Genomic DNA, 18,910 nt, shown 5'->3' on the forward strand with positions numbered 1-18,910 from the left:
TTCAGGTGAGCACACCCCGGGGCGGGACTTCACGGACCCCGTGCGGGTAAGTTCGTGCCGTGTCCGCCGACCCCTCCCACAGCCTTTCCAGCCAGCCCCCGCGCGTCTCCCGGACCAGCGCGGTGGAAGTGCGCCGGAGCGCCCGTCGACGCCGCACGGTCTCGGCGTACCGCGAGGGCGACGTCACCGTGGTCCTCATCCCGGCGCGGATGTCCGCCGCCGAGGAGAAGCGCTGGGTGACGGTCATGCTCGACAAGCTCGCCGCCCAGGAGAGCCGCAAGATGCTCGGCGACGAGCAGCTCGCCGCCCGGGCCGCGCAGCTGTCCGCCCAGTACCTCGGGGGCCGCGCCGCCCCGCGCACCGTCCGCTGGGTGACCAACCAGAACTCCCGGTGGGGCTCGTGTACGCCGGCCGAGGGCAGCATCCGCCTGTCCCACCGGCTTCAGGGCATGCCCGAGTACGTCGTCGACTACGTTCTCCTCCATGAGCTCGCGCACCTCCTGGTGCCGGGCCACGGACCGGACTTCTGGAAGGTGCTGGAGACCTATCCGCGCACGGAACGCGCGCGCGGATACCTGGAAGGGGTGGTCGCGGCGGCCGGCCTCCCGGACCCTCCGACGGCACGCGAGGAATAGCCCGGGGAATGGTCCGTCGTCGGAGCCAGCGGATAGCCTGGCGCAACGCAGAGGCACGTACGTACGGATGGGGGGCGGTCGTTCGCAATGGCCAGGGAATTCCAGCGCGGCCACAAGGCCAAGATCAGTGATCTCACGGCAGGGACGGATCTGTACGTCGGTGTTCAGATCAGCGGACCCGGCCTGTCGTTCGACATCAGCTGCTTCGGTCTCGACGCCGCGGAACAGCTCTCGGACGACCGCTATTTCGTCTTCTACAACCAGCCCAAGTCGCCCGAGGAGTCGATTCAGCAGCTCGGCGCGCAGGCCGGCGACTCCGAGTCCTTCCGGGTGACGCTGGACCGCATCCCGCCGCGGATCCACAAGCTCAGCTTCACCGCGACCCTCGACGGCTCCGGGCAGATGTCCCAGGTCGGCCCCGGCTACATCAGGATCGTCGCGGGCGGCGAGGAAGTGGCGCGCTACGCCTTCAGCGGCGCCGAGTTCAGCACCGAGCGCGCGGTGATGCTGGCGGACATCTACCTCAAGGACGTCTGGCGCTTCGCGGCGGTCGGCCAGGGCTTCGACGGGGGACTGGACGCGCTGCTGAAGAACTTCGGCGGCGAGGTCGCCGAGGAGCAGCAGCCCGCCGTGCCGCAGCAGCCCGCGGCGGCCCCGGGCTTCGCCCCGCCGGCCGGTCCCGCACCCGGCTTCGCGGCACCCCCGGCGCCCGCTCCCGCACCGGCGCCCCCGGCTCCGCAGCCGGCGCCCGCGTTCGGCGCGCCCCAGGCGCCGGCCGCACCCCCGGTCCACGCGGCGCCCACCATGGCGGCGCCGATGACCGCACCACCCCAGGGGCAGCCCCAGGCCCCGCCGCAGGTGCCGGGGCAGCCGCCCTTCGGCCAGGTCCCGCCGCCGCAGGCGCCGCCAGGGCCTCCCGGGTATCCCGCTCCCGGCCAGGTGCCGGGCCAGCCCCCGTTCGGGCAGCCCCCGGCCGCGCCGTCCTTCGGCCAGGCCCAGTACGGACAGCCGACGCAGGCCCCGTTCGGCCAGCCGCCGGCCGCTCCCGCGCCGTACGGCCAGGCCCCGGGCGCGCCGCAGGTCCCGCAGACTCCCGGCGCCGGCCTCGCCGCCGCCATGCAGAAGTACCGCGAGGTGCCGACCGGCCAGCGCTGGACGCAGCAGAACGCCAAGCTCGTCCGCGTCGACCTCTCCCAGGCCGGCGGCCAGCCGGTGCTCGCCCGCCAGGGCAGCATGGTGCTGTACCAGGGCAAGGTCGAATTCGGCTACAAGGGTGCCGGGTTCGCCGGCCGCATCGTCGGCAACATGACCGGCCAGGAGATGCAGTTGATGCGCTGCACCGGCCGCGGCCAGGTGTTCTTCGCCGAGGACGCCTCCTATCTGCACCCGATCGAGCTCCAGGGCGACGCGATCTGCGTCTCCGCGGAGAACGTGCTCGCCTTCGACGAGTCCCTGCAGCACGAGGTGCGCCGCATCGAGGGCCACGGCATCCCCGGCGGTGCCCTGTTCACGATGCAGTTCCAGGGCACCGGCACTGTCGTCGTCAAGACCCACGGCACGCCGGTGGTGCTGCCGGTCACACCCACCACGTACGCCGACAGCAACGCGATCGTCGCCTGGTCCGCCGCGTCGCAGGTGGTGCTCTCCAGCCAAGTGCGGCTGCGCCGGAACGCCTATCCGGGACACAGCGGGGAGACCGTGAACCTCCAGTTCCGCGGCGCCCCCGGCAACTTCATCGTCGTCCAGCCGTACGAGGTCTGAGGGAGCCCGCCATGGACCAGACTCTGATTTCCGGGTACTCCCCGGCACCGGTGACCGCCCGTATGGAGAACCACGGCAGCAGCATGCTGAAGGTCGCCATGCAGACCGGCCAGGACCTCTTCGCGCGCACCGGATCGATGGTCGCCTACGAGGGCTTCGTCCAGTACGAGCCCAACCCGCCCGCCGTGCGCCAGATGGCGTCGCAGTGGCTGACCGGGGAGGGCGCCCCGCTGATGAAGTGCACCGGCGACGGGCTGCTGTACCTCGCCGACTACGGCGCCGACGTCGTCTGCCTGTACCTCAACAACGAGTCCCTGTCGGTCAACGGCACCAATCTGCTCGCCTTCGACGCGCATCTGCAGTGGGGCGTGGAGCGGGTGAAGGGGCTGGCCAAGTTCGCCGGGCAGGGCCTGTTCAACGTGGGCGTCTCCGGCACCGGCTGGGTGGCGATCACCTCGCGCGGCACGCCGGTCGTCGTCGACTGCGGGCGCGGCGAGGACGAGACCTATGTCGACCCGGACGCCCTGGTGGCCTGGTCGAGCGGGCTGAAGACCAAGTCCAAGCGCAGCTTCAAAGCCTCCTCCCTGATCGGGCGGGGCAGCGGCGAGGCCTTCCAGATCGGCTTCTCCGGCCAGGGCTTCGTCGTCGTACAGCCCAGCGAAGACAGCACCGACCGCCTCCGAGTCCGGGGCTGAGGGGGAGCGATCCATCATGCAGAGCCCGCTTTTCGGCTACACCGAGGTCCAGACCGAGGACCAGTACGCCCTGCAGAACCCGTACCTGCTGCGGGTGAAGCTCGACGGCAGGAACGACTGCCTGGCCCGCAAGGGCGCCATGGTCGCCTATCAGGGCCTGATCGAGTTCGACGGCGAGTACCAGAGCCACGCCCAGCGCGGTGCCCGCTACCGCACCGGCGAGGGCCTGGACCTGATGCGCTGCTCCGGGCAGGGCACGGTCTACCTCGCCAACCTCGCCCAGCAGATCCACGTCGTGGACGTGGACCACGACGGGCTGACCGTGGACGGCGCCTATGTGCTGGCGCTCGACTCGGGACTGCACTGGGAAGTCATCTCGGTGGACAGCCAGTTCGGCATCTCGGGCAGCGGCGCGTACAACCTCAACATCTCCGGCCACGGCAAGGTCGCGCTCATGACCTCCGGCCGGCCGCTGCTGATGCCCGTCACCCCGGACAAGTACGTCTCCGCCGACTCCGACGCGGTGGTCGCCTGGTCGTCCTCGCTGCGTGTGCAGATGCAGGCGCAGACCAGCTCCTCCGGCGTGTGGCGGCGGCGCGGCAACACCGGTGAGGGCTGGGAGCTCAACTTCCTGGGCCAGGGCTACGTCCTGGTGCAGCCCAGCGAGCTGATGCCGCCGCAGAACGCCCAGGTCGGTCAGGGCATGGCCGCCCAGTACGGTTTCGGCCAGCACGGTGCGCACGGCCAGAACCAGGGCAACATCTTCACCAACCGCTGACGCCGCCCCGGCCCGGGCCCGCGCGCCGGCTCACATCAGCGCGCGGGTGCGGGCCAGCAGCGTCCGTACCGATCCGTCGGCGACCTCGGCGATCTCGTCGTAGGCGAACCACTTGAGGTCCAGCGACTCCTCGCTGATCGCCTCCACGGCGCCGGGCGGCGCCACCGCGGCGTACTGCACGTCGAGATGCCAGGCGCAGGGCGTCAGATGGCGGTCGAGGTTGACCGGCCCTGGTCGCAGCAGCGTCAGCCCGGCGATGCCGGACTCCTCGACGCCCTCGCGCAGCGCGGCCCCCGCCAGTGTGGTGTCCTGCGGTTCGCAGTGACCGCCCATCTGCAGCCACATCTTGAGCTTCTTGTGCAGGGTGAGCAGGACACGGCCGCCCTCCGGGTCCAGCACAAGGGTGCTGCCGGTGATGTGCCCGGCGGAGCACGACTTCCACAGGCCGTCGGGATGCGCGTCGAGGTGCGACAGGTACTCCAGCCGCAGGCCTTCCTGGGCGGTGTCGGGCGCGTCCCACTCCTTGAGGACGCGCACGGCGTCGTCGAACAGGCTCACTTCTGGTCGTCGTCCTTGCTGTCGGTGCCTTCGGTGCCTTCGGTGTCCTCGGCGCCGCCGGGGTTCTCGGCGTCCTTGCCGCGGGCGGCCTCCCCGAGCATCTTGTCGAGCTCGGCGAAGTCCAGCTGCTCGTGGTGGACGAAGCCGTCGGGGTCGTCCAGGTCGGCGGCCGTCGGCAGCATGTCGGGGTGCGCCCACAGGCCGTCGCGGCCGTCGACACCGCGCGCGTCGGTCAGCGACGCCCAGAGGCGGGCGGCGTCCCGCAGCCGGCGCGGCCGCAGCTCCAGCCCGATCAGGGTGGCGAAGGTCTGCTCGGCGGGGCCGCCGGAGGCCCGGCGCCGCCGCAGGGTCTCCCGCAGGGCCGCGGCCGAGGGCAGGTGCGGGGCAGCGGCGGCGTGCACCACCGCGTCGACCCAGCCCTCGACGAGCGCGAGCGCCGTCTCCAGACGGGCGAGCGCGGCCTTCTGCTGCGGGGTGTCCTCGGGCTGGAACATGCCCTGCTGGAGCGCGTCCTGGAGCGCCTCGGGGTGGGACGGGTCGAGCTGGCCGACCGCGTCCTCCAGCTTGGCGGTGTCGACCTTGATGCCCCGGGCGTAGCCCTCGACGGCGCCGAACAGGTGCGCTCGCAGCCAGGGAACGTGCGCGAACAGCCGCTGGTGGGCGGCCTCGCGCAGCGCCAGGTAGAGCCGGACCTCGTCCAGGGGCACGCCCAGTCCCTCGCCGAACGTGGCGATGTTGGTCGGGAGCAGCGCGGCCTTGCCCGCCGGGCCGAGCGGCAGGCCGATGTCGGTCGAGCCCACGACCTCACCCGCCAGCGTGCCCAGGGCCTGCCCGATCTGCGTGCCGAACATGGCGCCGCCCATGGAGCGCATCATGCCGATCAGCGGGCCGGCCATGGCCTGCATCTCCTCGGGGAGCACGTCGCCCATGGCGTTGCCGACACGCTCGGCGACCGGGTCGACGAGCTCCTTCCACACCGGCAGCGTCGTCTCGACCCATTCCGCGCGGCTCCACGCCACCGCCGAACCGGCCCCGGACGGCATGGACGTCACGCCGTCCAGCCACAGGTCGGCCAGGCGCAGCGCCTCCTCGACCTTCGCGCGGTCGGCCGGGCCCACACTGGGGTCCTTCACGCCGCCGGAAGCGGCCTGGGCGACGGTCTGCCGGGCGATGTCCTTGGCCATCTCCCAGTTCACCGGGCCGCCCTCGTACGAGAGCATCTGCCCCAGCTGCTGGAACGCCGCGCCCAGGTCATTGGGGTTGAGCGAGCCGAACATCGCGGCGAAGGGGTTCTCTCCGCCCGCACCGAACGGGTTGCCGCCGCCGAACCCGAACGGATTGGCCGGACCTTGGGAGCCCCCGCCGGAACCGCTCGGCTTCTTGCGGTCGTCCGCGCCCCCGTCCTCGGGCTCCTCGGGAGGGACTCCGAATCCGAATGGGATGTCGCTCACGGTTTCCTCGGCTCTGTGTGTTGTGGGCTGTACCTCCAGCCTAGACACCCGTCAGGCAGGATGGCTGCGTACGGACCGTGGTTGCGGACCGCGCACCTCGTACCGGAAACAACCGTGGGAGACACCTGGTGAGTTCCCCAGAACCGACCGTTCGCCCAGAGCGGAGCGGCGGCAGGGCCGCCGCCGGCCCGGTGGTCGCCGTGACCGGCGCCGCTTCCGGCGTCGGGCTGCGGCTGGCGCTGCGGCTGGCCGAGTCCGACGAGGTCAAGAAGGTGGTGGCGATCGACGAACGGCGCGGCGACGTGCCCGGCGCGCAATGGCGCGTGCTGGACGTGCGCGACCCGGCGATCGCCGAGCGGCTGCGCGGCGTGGACGTCGTCGTCCATCTCGCGCTCGACCTCGACCTGGAGTCCGACCCCAAGGCGCGCAGCGCCTTCAATGTGCGCGGCACGCAGACCGTGCTCACGGCCGCGGCCGCGGCGGGAGTGCGGCGGGTGGTGCTGTGCACCTCGGCGATGGTCTACGGCGCCCAGCCGGACAACGACGTGCCGCTCGCGGAGGACGCGCCGCTGCGCGCCACCGCGGAGGCGTCCTTCGTGGGCGACCTGCTGGAGATCGAGCGGCTGGGCAGGCGGGCGCCGCGTGCCCACCCCGGGCTCCATGTGACGGTGGTGCGCCCGGCGGTCCTCGTGGGCGGCACGGACACCGCGCTCACCCGCTACTTCGAGTCGCCGCGGCTGCTGGTGGTGGCGGGCAGCCGGCCGTGCTGGCAGTTCTGCCATGTCGACGACCTGGTGACGGCGCTGGAGCACGCGGCGCTGGAGAAGGTCGACGGCGAGATGACGGTGGGCTGCGACGGCTGGCTGGAGCAGGAGGAGGTCGAGGAGCTCTCCGGAATCCGGCGCATGGAGCTGCCGCCGGCCATAGCGCTGGGCGCGGCTTCCCGGCTGCACCGACTCGGCCTCACTCCGTCGCCGGCCGGGGACCTGGCGTACACGATGCACCCTTGGGTCGTCAGCGGCAGCAGGCTGCACGAGTCGGGCTGGCGGCCGCAGTGGACGAACGAGGAGGTGCTCGCCGTTCTCCTGGAGGAGGTGGCGGGCCGCAACTCCGTCGTCGGACGGCGGCTGGGGCGCAAGGACGCCGCCACCCTGGGCGCGGCCGGCGCCACGGTCGCGCTGGTCGGTACCGCGGCCATGGTGCGGCGGGCGCGCAAGCGCCGGGGGGTGTGAGGGCCGCACTGGGCGGGGAGGGTGCGGCGGGAACGGTGTGGTGGAAAACAGTTTCCGCATAGTGGTAGATGAGGGAGCATGAGTCCCATGGCACAGACGCACGAGGAACCCATCAGGCTCATCGCCGTCCGCGACACCGAGCTGTCCTTGGACGAGGTCTTCCGTGCGGTGGGGCACGCCTCCGCCGGGGGCACCGCCCTGTTCGTCGGCACCGTGCGCGACCACGACGGCCCCTCGGGCGCCGAGGTCACGGCCCTGGGCTACTCCGCCCACCCCGGGGCCGAGGCGGAGCTGCGACGGGTCGCGGAGAAGGTGGCCGCCGACTTCCCCGTCCGTGCGCTGGCCGCCGTCCACCGGGTCGGCGACCTCCGTGTCGGGGACCTGGCGGTCGTGGTCGCCGTCGCCTGCCCGCACCGGGCGGAGGCCTTCGCGGCGTGCCGGCGGCTGATCGACGACCTCAAGCGCGAGGTGCCGATCTGGAAGCACCAGGAGTTCGCCGACGGCACCGAGGAATGGGTGGGTTCCTGCGCGCACTGAGCGCGGGAACGGGGGTCGGGCGGCATCGTCGAGGAGGCGGTGCGGCCCCCCAGTCGAACTGGTGTTCATCGACTGTCGGACGATCTGCCTGCGGTTGCGTAACCCCGGACCCGCCCGGAACGTTATAGCAGCAAACGATTAGTCTGCTCATAGTTTCTTGATCGACTGCGCGATCCTCTCGCGCAATACGGGAGGCCTCAGTGGCGGCGCTCGCATGGTTGCTCATTCCGGTGGTTGCCGCAGTCGCCGCCACTGTCTGGGGAAGCTGGGCGGCGCGTACGCGCTCCACAGGGGACGGCGCGTCCCTCGCCGGCTATGAGCGCTTCCGCGAGGCCATGCAGCGTTCCGAGTCGGGCAGCGTCTGAGGGTCCGCGGAGCGCCTGCCGGTCTCGTACCGTACTGTCGTTCCATGCCACGCCGCACCGCGACGCTGCTCGCGTCGACCCTGACGCTCATAGCACTGCTCTGTGTCGGGCTGCTGATGCGCGTTCCGTACGCGGAGATGTCGCCGGGGCCGACCGTCAACACGCTCGGTGAGCACGACGGCGCCCCGGTGCTGCAGATCTCGGGGCACCGGACGTATCCCGCCGGCGGTCACCTGAACATGACCACCGTGCGGGTGACGAGTGCGGACTACTCCATGAACCTGGTCGAGGCCGTGGCCGGGTGGCTGGCGCACGACCAGAAGGTCGTCGAGCACGACACGCTCTACCCGCAGGGCCAGACGGCCGAGCAGGCCGACCAGGAGAACGCCGAGGAGTTCACCCAGTCCCAGGACAGCGCCAAGGTCGCCGCCCTGAAGGAGCTGGGGATCCCGGTCGGCTCCCAGGTGATCGTCTCCACCGTCGTGAAGGACGCCCCTTCGGAGGGCAAGCTGCACGCCGGTGAGGTGATCAAGGCGGTGGACGGCACCCCGGTCAAGGCGGCGGGCGACGTCGCGACGCTCGTCACCAAGCACCAGCCGGGCCAGAAGGTGGTCTTCACCGTCATCCCCAAGGGGGCCAAGGGCGACGCCACCAAGGACGTCACCATCACCACGGGCACCTCGGACGACGACGGCAAGCGGCGGGCGATCGTCGGCATCCAGGCCGGCGTCGGGCACACGCTCCCGTTCACGATCGACATCAAGCTCGCGGACGTCGGCGGCCCGAGTGCCGGCCTGATGTTCGCGCTCGGCATCGTGGACAAGCTCACCCCCGGGGACCTCACCGGTGGCAAGTTCGTCGCGGGCACCGGCACGATCGACGACGACGGCAAGGTCGGCCCCATCGGCGGCATAGACATGAAGACCATCGGCGCGCGCTCTAAGGGCGCCGAGTACTTCCTGACCCCCGCCGACAACTGCGCGGAGGCCGCCCAGGACACCCCGAGCGGCCTCACCCTGGTGAAGGTCAAGACCATCGGCGACGCCATGGACGCCCTCAAGGACATCCGCGAGGGGAAGACCGCCGACCTGCCGAGCTGCTCGGCGAATTGAGCCCGTCCGGGCGGGGGGCGGCGCGGGCCTCCCCCCGCGCCGTCACTCCTCGAAGGTCGCCGACAGGGCCTCCGCCAGTCCCGGCACCAGGGCGGCGCCGGTCAACACCTCGGTCGCCGAGTCCTTGGAGCGCAGCCGCACGGCCGACTCCCTGGTGCCGTCGCGCAGCACGGCCACCGTCATCCGCACCTCCTGGCGCTCGGGGTGCGCGGCGACCCACTCGCCCAGCGCGGCCTCGTCCAGGTCCTCCGGGATGGCCTGCTCGGCGGACGGCGGCAGCATCAGCCGCTCCACGGTCAGGGCGCAGCCGCTGACCACCTCGGGCCAGGCGATCGTGGCCAGGAACTCGTCGAGCGGCGTGCCGGCCGGCAGCTCGTCCTGCTCGATCGGGGTCAGCGCCCCCGCCGTCTGCTCGGCGAGGCCGAGTTCGTCGGCGAGCCCCGGCTCCTGTACACGGAGCCGGTCCGTGTCGACCAGCGCGAAGAGCCGGGCGGGCTGGTCCCAGCCCAGACCGGACGCGTAGTCGTCGATCTCCAGCACGGCCTGGGTCAGCGGGTTCGCGGCGAGCGGGGCGCCGCCGGACTCAATATTGGACATGCTCAACATCCTGCCTGTTCTGTGACCCGCATCCCCAATCGAGCACCTTGGGGAACTGTGTAAACCGTGAGTAAGTTGCATCAGTGGGCGCCGGCCGGGCGTCCGCCGGAGACCGACTCTTGAGGTGCGCACCTTGGTATTCCAGATGCCGGACCGTGGCGGGGGTCCGCACGGGCCGCGGATCAGAGCGGGGCGCCCCTCGCGGCGAGCCCGGACACTGCTCATGACGCTGGGGGTCCTGGCCGTTCTGGCCATGGCCTTCGTCATGTTCGCGGGCTTCTGGACCGACTGGCTCTGGTACCGCTCCGTCCATTACTCCTCGGTGTTCACCACGACACTGTGGACCAAGATCGGGCTGTTCTTCGTCTTCGGCCTGCTGATGGCGGTGGCCGTCGGCATCAACGTCTACCTGGCGCACCGGTTGCGGCCGCCGCTCAGCGCGATGTCGCTGGAGCAGCAGAGCCTGGACCGCTACCGGATGGGCATCGCGCCCTACAAGAGGTGGGTGCTGCTGGCGGTCTGCGCCCTGGTGGGCCTGATCGCGGGGGCGTCCGCCTCCAGTCAGTGGCGCACATGGCTGCTGTGGACGAACGCCACCCCGTTCGGCACCACGGACCCGCAGTTCCATGTCGACGTCTCCTTCTACGCCTTCGACCTGCCCTGGTACCGCTTCCTGCTGAGCTTCGGCTTCGCGGCGGTCGTGCTCTCGCTGCTGGCGTCCGCCCTGGTGCACTACCTGTACGGGGGGCTGCGCATCACCTCCCCGGGCGGCCGCGCCACCGCCGCGGCGACCGGCCACCTGTCGGTGCTGCTGGGCCTGTTCGTGACCCTCAAGGCGGTCGCCTACTGGCTCGACCGGTACTCGCTGGCGGTCAAGTCCGGCAACCTCAAATCCGGGGACTGGACAGGGCTGCGCTATGTCGACGCCAACGCCTACCTGCCGGCCAAGACGATCCTCTTCGCGATCGCCATCATCTGCGCCCTGCTGTTCTTCGCCACCTTGTGGCGGCGTACGTGGTCGCTGCCGCTGATCGGCTTCGGCCTCATGGTGCTGTCGGCGATCCTGATCGGCGGGCTGTACCCGGCGATCGTGCAGAAGTTCCAGGTGCAGCCGAACGAGGCCGCCAAGGAGCAGCCGTACATCCAGAAGAACATCGACGCCACGCGGCAGGCGTACGACATCGCGGGCACCAAGGTGTCCGACTACGCGGGCACCAACCCGGCCGACACCGAGACCGCCAGCGACGCGGACAGGGCGAAGTTGCGCGCGGACGCCGACACCACCGCGTCCATCCGGCTCCTCGACCCCAACGTGGTCTCGCCGACCTTCCAGCAACTGCAGAAGGTGCGCGGCTACTACGCCTTCCCCTCCACGCTCGACGTCGACCGCTACAAGGTGGACGGCAAGGAGCAGGACACCGTGGTCGGCCTGCGCGAGCTGAACCTCGCGGGCATCCCGCAGCACAGCTGGATCAACGACCACTTCAAGTACACCCACGGCTACGGCCTGGTTGCCGCGAAGGGCACGACCGCGACCGAGGGCGGCGAGACAACGGGCGGTGAGCCGGTCTTCACCGAGTCCGACCTGCCGACCACCGGCGATCTCGGAGAGTACGAGCAGCGGATCTACTACGGCGAGGAGACCAAGCAGTGGTCCATCGTCGGTGACAAGACCACGCCCGAGATCGACTACAACACCGACGACGACGGCGAGAAGTCGTACACCTACACCGGCAAGAGCGGTGTCGGGCTGAAGAACCCGGTGACCCGGGCCGCGTACGCGGTGGCCTTCGGGGACCCGCAGATCTTCTACTCCGGCGCCGTCGGCGACGACTCGCGCATCCTGTACAACCGCACACCCAAGGAGCGTGTCGAGGCGGTCGCGCCCTGGCTGACGATCGACGGCGACTCCTACCCCGCGGTCGTCGACGGCCACGTGGTGTGGATCGTGGACGCCTACACGACGAGCAACGGCTACCCGTACTCGTCGCGGACGACGCTCGGCGACACCACGGCGGACTCGCTGACCGACGGGCAGCGCGCGGTGCTGGCGCAGCAGAACCAGGTCAACTACATCCGCAACTCGGTGAAGGCGACCGTGGACGCCTTCACCGGTGACGTCACGCTCTACCAGTGGGACGACAAGGACCCGGTGCTGAAGACCTGGATGAAGGCCTTCCCGCACACGGTGCAGCCGAAGAGCAGCATCAGCGCCGCTCTGATGGCCCATCTGCGCTACCCGCAGGACCTGTTCAAGGTGCAGCGCCAACTGCTGACGCGCTACCACGTCACCAAGGCGTCGACCTTCTACAGCGGCAGCGAGGTGTGGCAGGTCCCCAACGACCCGGCGACGAAGACGGGCAAGGCGGTGCCGCCGTACTACCTGAGCCTGCGCATGCCGGGCCAGGACGCCCAGAAGTTCTCGCTGACGACGACCTACACGCTCAACCGGCGGGAGAACCTGGGCGCCTTCATGGCGGTCGACGCGGACGCCACGAGCGAGGACTACGGCACGATCCGACTGCTCAAGCTGCCGTCGAACACCCAGGTGTACGGTCCACGTCAGGTGCAGAGCCAGTTCAACTCCGATCCCGACGTCGCGCAGAAGATCAAGCTGCTGAGCGGCGGCGGGGGTTCCACCGTCGAGTACGGCAATCTGCTCACCATCCCGCTCGACGGCGGCCTGCTCTATGTGGAGCCGGTCTACCTGCGCGGTGCCGACTTCGACTACCCGCTGCTGAAGAAGGTGCTGGTCTGGTACAGCGGACGGGTGGAGTTCGAGGACACCCTTGGACAGGCGCTGAACGCGGTGTTCAACACAGCGGACGGCGGGACCACGCCGCCACCGGGGACCGGCGGCGGCACCGGCACCACGCCGCCACCGGCCGACGCGACGGTCGCCCAGGCACTGGCGGACGCCCAGGCGGCGTACGACGCGAGCCAGAAGGCGCTGAAGGCCGGCGACTGGTCTGCGTACGGCCAGGCCCAGAAGGATCTGGCGGCAGCGCTGCAACGGGCGCAGGAGGCCGAGAAGCAAGCCGGGAAGCCGGCCGGTGAACAGCCGGAGAAAAGGGGCTGAGCAGGCACTCCCCGCGTCGTGGTACGGTTGGGACACAACGACGCGGGGTGGAGCAGCTCGGTAGCTCGCTGGGCTCATAACCCAGAGGTCGCAGGTTCAAATCCTGTCCCCGCTACTGTTCGAGAGGGTCCGGAGTCAACTAGGCTCCGGGCCCTTTCACTTGTACGGGGGAACTGCGCGCGCAGAGGTTTCGTCGAGGCTGATGTCGGGAAGTCGACAAAACGCTGAAGTGACCTCCTGGGACGGTCTCAACCCCGCAGGGTTGTTGCATACCAGGTGTACTGCGGGTACGGGTGGTGCGACGATGGACCTCATGGGGGATGGTGCAAGGCTGCTGAAAACTCGTCGGATTCCTGACAGTGGGTCCGCGGGCGGGACGACCCTGCCCGCGTTCGTTCCCGCGCAGACAGGCGCCTTCGCGCCGACCGTCGCGGAACTGCTGCCGGGCCCGCGCATGGGCGCCGACGAGGAGGAGCGGCTCATCGAGTCCGAACTGCCGGACGAGGAGAGCCTGGAGGCCCGCGAGGAGGCCGAACTCGAGGCGCGCCACCGGCGGGCCGCCGAGCACGGCGACATCGCCGCAGCGAGCGTTCTCGGCACCCTGCTGCTGCGCCGTGGCGACCTGGAGGGGGCCGAGCCGTACCTGCGCGCGGCCGCCGCCGGGGGAGAGCGGCCGGCCGCCAACAACCTCGGGCTGCTGCTGCACCAGCGCGGCCATGCCGAGGAGGCGGCGGGCTGGTGGCGCATCGCCGCCGTCGCGGGCTCCGCCGCGGCCGCGCACGCGCTCGGCCGGCACTTCCGCGAGCGCGGCGACGAGCCCGGCGCCGAGTACTGGCTTCGGCAGGCCGCCGAGTCCGGGCACACCCTGGGCGCCTACGCGCTGGCCGACCTGCTCGACCACCGGCGCGACGTCGGCGCCGAGCGCTGGTTCCACGCCGCCGCCGAGCACGGGCACCGCGAGGCGGCGTACCGGCTGGCCCGCATCTGCGCCGAGCGCGGCGAGGAGCGCGAGGCCGAGCAGTGGTACCGGCAGGCCGCGGCCCGCCGGCACCGGCGGGCCGCGCTGCGCCTCGGCACGCTGCTGGAGGAGCGCGGCGAGTACGAGGAGGCCAAGCGCTGGTACCTGACCGCCGCGCGTGATGGCGAGCCCCGGGCCGCCTGCGCGCTCGGCTTCCTGCTGCGCGACGCCGGCGACGTCGACGGCGCCGCCACCTGGTGGCGGCGGGCCGCCAACGCCGGTGACGGCAACGCCGCGAACGCGCTCGGCGCCCTCCACGCGCAGGAGGGCGAGACCCAGACCGCCGAGCGGTGGTACCGGGCCGCGCTGGAGTCCGGCGACGTCAACGGCGCCTTCAACCTCGGCCTGCTCTGCGCCGGCCAGGGACGCACCGCCCAGGCCGAGCAGTGGTACCGCAAGGCGGCCTACACCGGCCACCGCGAGGCGGCCAACGCGCTCGCCGTGCTGCTGCTGCAGCGCGGGGACGCGGCGGGCGCCGAGCCGTGGTTCTCCAAGGCCGCGGAGGCCGGCAGCGTCGACGCCGCGTTCAACCTCGGCATCCTGTACGCCGGCCGGGGCGACGACGGCACCGCGCGGCGCTGGTACGAGCGGGCGGCCGCCAGCGGCCACAGCGAGGCCGCGCTCCAGGTCGCGATCGCCCTCCAGAAGGACGGGGACCCGCACGGCGCCGAGCGGCACCTGCGGTGCGCCGCGGGCGGCGGCAGCCCCGAAGGCGCCTTCCGGCTGGGCGCGTTGCTCGACGCGCAGGGCACGGAGGACGCGGCCGCAGAGGCGGAGGAGTGGTACGCCCGCGCCGCCGGCCAGGGGCACCGGCGTGCCCAGGTCCGGCTCGGCATGTGCGCCGCCAGGCGGGGGGACGTCGTGGACGCCGCCCACTGGTACCGCGAGGCGGCAGAAGGGGGCAGCCGCAATGGGGCGTTCAACCTCGGGCTCCTCCTCGCGCGCGAGGGCGCGGAGCCGGAGGCGGCGATGTGGTGGACCCGGGCCGCCGACGCGGGGCACGGGCGTGCGGCGCTGCGGCTGGCGCTGCTGGCCGCCCGGCACGGGCAGCTCGCGGACGCGCGGGCGTGGTGTGCGCGGGCGGTGGAGTGCGGGCCTGTGGAGGTGGCGGAGCGGGCGGCGCGGCTCACGGATGCGTTGGAGCACGAGATGTCGGCGTGAGGGGCGCTGCGCTTCGCTGTACCGGGTTTTTCCCCCGCCCTCCCGCCCGTGTGCCCTGTGAAGTCACGCACCCCGACGCGAGTCGTTGGGGGCCGGGTGTGGGCCCTCCGGGGCTGCCGTTCTGGACAGCACATTTAGGTGCCTCAGGCGCTTTCTGCTGCGCACTCCGGGTCACGCACCCAAATATGCTCCACAGTCCAGAACGCCACCCCTACAGCCCCGCCCCCTCCGTGAGCTCTCGCGCCTGATCCCCGGTGGGTGGATGAGACGGCACCGTGATCGGGCAGCCGTAGGCGCAGCGCCGACATACGGCCCGAGGTGTAGGACCCGGCCGGAATGGATTTGCGCTGCTCAGGGGCGGGGGGTTACTCTAAGGACACAACGACGCGGGGTGGAGCAGCTCGGTAGCTCGCTGGGCTCATAACCCAGAGGTCGCAGGTTCAAATCCTGTCCCCGCTACTGATGAGAAGGCCCGGAAGCCAATGGCTTCCGGGCCTTCTTGTATGCCGTGGGTACAGCCCAGGCATGGATCGGGCAAAAGCGTGCGAACCTTTCGTCGCGGGTCCCGGGCGCCGGAGGATGCTGGAGGCGTGGCGAGGGCGGCGGCGCGAGGAGGCGGGGTTGCTGCGCAGGCGGCGTAAGCGGCGGCCGACGGAACTCAGGGACGTGACGCGGTGGGGGCGGCTGTGCGCGGCCGGTGCGGTGGCCGAGTTGCTGGCGGAGCTGCGCGCGGCGGCGGGGGCCGGTGAGGATGGCGCGTACGACCGGGGGGCGGCGCTGAAGGCGCTGGAGGAGGCGGAACCGGGGCTCTGGCTGTCGCTGGACCGTGCTGTGCGGGCTGCGGAGGGGCAGTGGTCGCCGGCGGCGGGGGAGGCCGATCCGCTGCGGCTGCTGCTGGCCGCGATGGACCGGGACGGCCGTACGCGGCAGGCCGCCGTGGAGGGCCTGGCGCACACGGGCGGTCCGCTGGTGGCCACCGCCTTGGCGCTGCGGACCGCGGACTGGGTGGACCGGGTGCGGGAGCGGGCCGTGGCGGCGCTGGCGCTGCGGGCCGCGCCGGACGAGGCCGCCGCGGCGGTGCGGATACTGCTCCGGCTGCGGGGCAGGCGCCGGGCGGCGGGGGCACTGGAGGCGTACCGGGAGGTGCTCGCGGCTCCGGAGGCGCGGCGGGCCGTGCGGGCGCTGGCGGCCGACGCGGAACCGGCGACCCGGCGGTTCGGGGTGGAACTGGCCTTGGAGCTGGGGGAGTTCGTCCGCGGCGATCTGGTCCGCACCGCGCTGCGCGATCCGGACCAGGTGTGCCGGCGGCTGTGTGCGCAGCGGCTGCTGGAGCTCGACCCGGACCAGGCGGGCCGCCTGCTGTGGGCCCGGTCCGCGGCGGTGCGGGAGCTGGCGGTGGCGGCGCTGCCGGAGGACGTGCCGGCGGCGCGCCTGACGGCGCCGCTGGCGGACCCGGCGCGGATCGTGCGGGCGCAGGCCAGGTGGCGGCTGTACAGCAGGGGCGAGCCGCCCGCGCTGACGTACCGCAGGCAGCTGGTGCGCTGCGGGCCGCAGAGTCCGCCGCGGCTGGTCGCCGGACTGGCCCTGGGGCTGGGGGAGTGCGGGGACGGGACGGACGTGCCGCTGCTGCTGCGGCTGGTCCGGGAGGCGCGGACGCCGTGGCCGCCGGTGGTGCGGCGGGCCGCGGTGCGTGCGGTGGGCCGTCTGGCGCCGCGTGAGGGGCTGCTGGGCCTGCTGGGGCCGCTGGCGACGGACGCGGACCCGGGCGTGGCCAGGGAGGCCTTCGAGGCGCTGGCCAGGGTCGCCGGGGAGGTGCCGCCGGAGACGGTGTGGTTCGGCCGGACGCGGCCGGAGCCCGCCGTGCGGAAGGCGGCGGAACGGCTCCGCCGCTCGGCGCAGCGTCAGGCGCAGTCGGGGCACAGGCCCCGGTAGGTCACCTCGACGTCGGAGACGGTGAACCCGAAGCGCTCGCTGTCGGGCAGGTCGGTCAGCGGGTTGCCGGCGGGGTGGACGTCCCGGATGGTGCCGCAGCGGGAGCAGACCAGGTGCTGGTGGGCGTGGTGCGCGTTCGGGTCGTAGCGCTTGGCGCGGCCGTCGGTGGCGACTTCCATGACCTCGCCCAGCGACACCAGTTCGCCCAGGGTGTTGTAGACCGTCGCCCGGGAGATCTCGGGCAGCCGGGTCGCGGCCAGTGCGTGCACCTCGTCGGCGGTCAGGTGGACGTGCTCGCCGTCGAGGACCTCGGCCACGACACGCCGCTGCGCGGTCATCCGCCAGCCGCGTCCGCGCAGTCGTTCCAGCAGGTCACTCATGCAGCCAGCTTAACAGCGGCGGTCCGGTTTCTGAATCCGTATGACTCTGACCCTCTTCTTGACTTAGACCTTGTCCATCGTAGGATCGGTTCCGGCGACAGCCGTCGCACAGACGAACGCAGGGAGAAGGACGTGACGGTTCACAAGACCGGCCCGCTGACGACCGAGGCAGGCGCCCCGGTCGCGGACAACCAGAACAGCGAGACCGCGGGGGTCGGCGGACCTGTCCTGATCCAGGACCAACTGCTGCTGGAGAAGCTCGCCCACTTCAACCGCGAGCGCATCCCGGAGCGCGTGGTGCACGCGCGCGGCGCCGGCGCCTACGGCACCTTCACGGTGACCGCCGACGTGACGCGGTACACCCGTGCGGCGTTCCTGTCCGAGGTGGGCAAGCAGACGGAGACCTTCCTGCGGTTCTCCACCGTCGCCGGCAACCTCGGCGCGGCGGACGCGGTGCGCGACCCGCGCGGCTGGGCGCTGAAGTTCTACACCGAGGAGGGCAATTACGACCTCGTCGGCAACAACACCCCGGTGTTCTTCATCAAGGACGCCATCAAGTTCCCCGACTTCATCCACACCCAGAAGCGCGACCCGTACACCGGCTCCCAGGAGGCGGACAACGTCTGGGACTTCTGGGGCCTGTCGCCCGAGTCGACGCACCAGGTGACCTGGCTGTTCGGCGACCGCGGTATCCCGGCGAGCTACCGCCACATGAACGGCTACGGCTCGCACACCTACCAGTGGACCAATGAGGCGGGCGAGGTCTTCTGGGTCAAGTACCACTTCAAGACCGACCAGGGCATCAAGAACCTGACCGCCGAGGAGGCGGCCGGGGTCGCCGGGCTCGACCCCGACTCGCACCAGCGCGACCTGCGCGAGTCGATCGAACGCGGCGAGTTCCCGACCTGGACCGTGCAGGTGCAGATCATGCCCGCGGCAGAGGCGGCGGCCTACCGCTTCAACCCGTTCGACCTCACCAAGGTGTGGCCGCACGCGGACTACCCGCCGATCGAGATCGGCAAACTGGAGCTCAACCGCAACCCGCAGAACATCTTCGCCGAGGTCGAGCAGTCGATCTTCTCCCCGGCGCACTTCGTGCCCGGCATCGGCCCCTCCCCGGACAAGATGCTGCAGGGGCGCCTGTTCGCCTACGGCGACGCCCACCGCTACCGGGTCGGCATCAACGCCGACCACCTGCCGGTGAACCGTCCGCACGCCACCGAGGCGCGCACCAACAGCCGCGACGGCTACGCCTACGACGGCCGGCACGGCGGCGCCAAGAACTACGAGCCCAACAGCTTCGGCGGACCGGCCCAGACGGGCGCCCCGCTCTGGTCGGCCACCGCGGTCACCGGCTGGACCGGCAACCACGAGGCGCCCTCGCACGCCGAGGACAACGACTTCGTCCAGGCGGGAGACCTCTACCGGCTGATGTCGGAGGGTGAGAAGGAGCGTCTGATCGCCAACCTCGCCGGCTTCATCGCCAAGGTGTCGCGCGACGACATCGCCGAGCGGGCGATCGACAACTTCCGCCGGGCGGACGAGGACTACGGCAAGCGGCTGGAGGCCGCGGTCCAGGCCCTGCGCGGCTGACGGGCGCTTGCCCTAACAGACCAGGA

15 protein-coding genes and 2 tRNA genes are annotated in these 18,910 nt (G+C 71.6%); 13 read left to right on the forward strand and 4 right to left on the reverse strand.

What is annotated here, in order from left to right; all coding sequences use genetic code 11:
- The first annotated feature begins 59 nt into the window (after positions 1 to 59).
- The 4 genes from ACIP9H_RS10105 (at position 60) to ACIP9H_RS10120 (ending at position 3,869) form a co-directional block, all read left to right on the forward strand.
- Positions 60 to 635 carry a M48 family metallopeptidase gene (locus tag ACIP9H_RS10105; RefSeq protein WP_401580572.1) on the forward strand — a complete coding sequence of 192 codons (576 nt, stop codon included), beginning with the start codon at positions 60 to 62 and terminating at the stop codon, positions 633 to 635.
- Positions 636 to 722: 87 nt separating this feature from the next.
- Complete coding sequence (locus ACIP9H_RS10110; protein ID WP_401958582.1) at positions 723 to 2,396, forward strand: TerD family protein; 1,674 nt, start codon at positions 723 to 725, stop codon at positions 2,394 to 2,396.
- Between the two features lie 11 nt (positions 2,397 to 2,407).
- Entirely contained in the window at positions 2,408 to 3,091 is a 684-nt protein-coding gene (locus ACIP9H_RS10115; protein ID WP_360907256.1) for an AIM24 family protein, read from the forward strand.
- A gap of 16 nt (positions 3,092 to 3,107) precedes the next feature.
- The gene (locus tag ACIP9H_RS10120; RefSeq protein WP_401580568.1) at positions 3,108 to 3,869 is read left to right on the forward strand and encodes an AIM24 family protein; all 762 of its coding nucleotides are present in this window, start codon (positions 3,108 to 3,110) and stop codon (positions 3,867 to 3,869) included.
- Between the two features lie 30 nt (positions 3,870 to 3,899).
- Here ACIP9H_RS10120 and ACIP9H_RS10125 read toward each other — a convergent pair whose 3' ends face one another.
- Positions 3,900 to 4,427, reverse strand: coding sequence for an NUDIX hydrolase (locus tag ACIP9H_RS10125; RefSeq protein ID WP_401580566.1), 528 nt, complete (start codon positions 4,425 to 4,427; stop codon positions 3,900 to 3,902).
- Complete coding sequence (locus ACIP9H_RS10130; RefSeq protein WP_401580564.1) at positions 4,424 to 5,878, reverse strand: zinc-dependent metalloprotease; 1,455 nt, start codon at positions 5,876 to 5,878, stop codon at positions 4,424 to 4,426. Before ACIP9H_RS10130 ends, ACIP9H_RS10125 begins: the two co-directional genes overlap by 4 nt.
- A gap of 128 nt (positions 5,879 to 6,006) precedes the next feature.
- On the opposite strand from ACIP9H_RS10130, the gene ACIP9H_RS10135 reads away from it, so the two are divergent.
- The 3 genes from ACIP9H_RS10135 to ACIP9H_RS10145 all read left to right on the forward strand — a co-directional run bounded on the left by ACIP9H_RS10135 (position 6,007) and on the right by ACIP9H_RS10145 (position 9,124).
- Positions 6,007 to 7,110: an SDR family oxidoreductase gene (locus ACIP9H_RS10135; RefSeq protein WP_401580562.1), complete on the forward strand. Its 1,104-nt coding sequence runs from the start codon at positions 6,007 to 6,009 to the stop codon at positions 7,108 to 7,110.
- An 87-nt stretch (positions 7,111 to 7,197) separates the two neighbouring features.
- Positions 7,198 to 7,647 (forward strand): molybdenum cofactor biosynthesis protein MoaE, encoded by a 450-nt coding sequence (locus ACIP9H_RS10140; protein ID WP_401580560.1) that lies wholly within the window; start codon positions 7,198 to 7,200, stop codon positions 7,645 to 7,647.
- 409 nt (positions 7,648 to 8,056) lie between these two features.
- Positions 8,057 to 9,124 carry a PDZ domain-containing protein gene (locus tag ACIP9H_RS10145; protein WP_401580558.1) on the forward strand — a complete coding sequence of 356 codons (1,068 nt, stop codon included), beginning with the start codon at positions 8,057 to 8,059 and terminating at the stop codon, positions 9,122 to 9,124.
- A 42-nt stretch (positions 9,125 to 9,166) separates the two neighbouring features.
- Here ACIP9H_RS10145 and ACIP9H_RS10150 read toward each other — a convergent pair whose 3' ends face one another.
- On the reverse strand, positions 9,167 to 9,721 hold the full coding sequence (locus tag ACIP9H_RS10150) for a PPA1309 family protein (RefSeq protein WP_360907242.1): 555 nt from the start codon (positions 9,719 to 9,721) through the stop codon (positions 9,167 to 9,169).
- A gap of 145 nt (positions 9,722 to 9,866) precedes the next feature.
- Here ACIP9H_RS10150 and ACIP9H_RS10155 point away from each other — a divergent pair, with 145 nt between their 5' ends.
- The 5 genes from ACIP9H_RS10155 to ACIP9H_RS10175 all read left to right on the forward strand — a co-directional run bounded on the left by ACIP9H_RS10155 (position 9,867) and on the right by ACIP9H_RS10175 (position 16,911).
- Positions 9,867 to 12,800 carry a UPF0182 family protein gene (locus ACIP9H_RS10155; protein ID WP_401581133.1) on the forward strand — a complete coding sequence of 978 codons (2,934 nt, stop codon included), beginning with the start codon at positions 9,867 to 9,869 and terminating at the stop codon, positions 12,798 to 12,800.
- Between the two features lie 41 nt (positions 12,801 to 12,841).
- A tRNA-Met gene (locus tag ACIP9H_RS10160) sits at positions 12,842 to 12,915 on the forward strand.
- A gap of 189 nt (positions 12,916 to 13,104) precedes the next feature.
- On the forward strand, positions 13,105 to 14,979 hold the full coding sequence (locus ACIP9H_RS10165; protein ID WP_401958588.1) for a tetratricopeptide repeat protein: 1,875 nt from the start codon (positions 13,105 to 13,107) through the stop codon (positions 14,977 to 14,979).
- Positions 14,980 to 15,364: 385 nt separating this feature from the next.
- A tRNA-Met gene (locus tag ACIP9H_RS10170) sits at positions 15,365 to 15,438 on the forward strand.
- A gap of 207 nt (positions 15,439 to 15,645) precedes the next feature.
- Positions 15,646 to 16,911: a hypothetical protein gene (locus tag ACIP9H_RS10175; protein WP_401580556.1), complete on the forward strand. Its 1,266-nt coding sequence runs from the start codon at positions 15,646 to 15,648 to the stop codon at positions 16,909 to 16,911.
- Here ACIP9H_RS10175 and ACIP9H_RS10180 read toward each other — a convergent pair.
- Positions 16,881 to 17,291: a Fur family transcriptional regulator gene (locus ACIP9H_RS10180; protein ID WP_360907238.1), complete on the reverse strand. Its 411-nt coding sequence runs from the start codon at positions 17,289 to 17,291 to the stop codon at positions 16,881 to 16,883. The genes ACIP9H_RS10175 and ACIP9H_RS10180 overlap by 31 nt on opposite strands.
- 132 nt (positions 17,292 to 17,423) lie before the next feature.
- On the opposite strand from ACIP9H_RS10180, the gene ACIP9H_RS10185 reads away from it, so the two are divergent.
- A complete protein-coding gene (locus ACIP9H_RS10185) occupies positions 17,424 to 18,884 on the forward strand; it encodes a catalase (RefSeq protein WP_401580554.1) in 1,461 nt (486 codons plus the stop codon).
- Positions 18,885 to 18,910 lie beyond the last annotated feature (26 nt).

It is taken from the genome of Streptomyces sp. NPDC088732 (assembly GCF_044751205.1).
Lineage (GTDB): Bacteria > Actinomycetota > Actinomycetes > Streptomycetales > Streptomycetaceae > Actinacidiphila.

Excerpts from the sequence above, each read along its gene's own strand:
- ACIP9H_RS10110 (WP_401958582.1), top strand. The coding sequence starts at position 723 with ATGGCCAGGGAATTCCAGCGCGGCCACAAGGCCAAGATCAGTGATCTC.
- ACIP9H_RS10115 (WP_360907256.1), top strand. The coding sequence starts at position 2,408 with ATGGACCAGACTCTGATTTCCGGGTACTCCCCGGCACCGGTGACCGCC.
- ACIP9H_RS10120 (WP_401580568.1), top strand. The coding sequence starts at position 3,108 with ATGCAGAGCCCGCTTTTCGGCTACACCGAGGTCCAGACCGAGGACCAG.
- ACIP9H_RS10140 (WP_401580560.1), top strand. The coding sequence starts at position 7,198 with ATGGCACAGACGCACGAGGAACCCATCAGGCTCATCGCCGTCCGCGAC.
- ACIP9H_RS10145 (WP_401580558.1), top strand. The coding sequence starts at position 8,057 with ATGCCACGCCGCACCGCGACGCTGCTCGCGTCGACCCTGACGCTCATA.
- ACIP9H_RS10150 (WP_360907242.1), bottom strand. The coding sequence starts at position 9,721 with ATGTCCAATATTGAGTCCGGCGGCGCCCCGCTCGCCGCGAACCCGCTG.
- ACIP9H_RS10155 (WP_401581133.1), top strand. The coding sequence starts at position 9,867 with ATGCCGGACCGTGGCGGGGGTCCGCACGGGCCGCGGATCAGAGCGGGG.
- ACIP9H_RS10165 (WP_401958588.1), top strand. The coding sequence starts at position 13,105 with ATGGACCTCATGGGGGATGGTGCAAGGCTGCTGAAAACTCGTCGGATT.
- ACIP9H_RS10180 (WP_360907238.1), bottom strand. The coding sequence starts at position 17,291 with ATGAGTGACCTGCTGGAACGACTGCGCGGACGCGGCTGGCGGATGACC.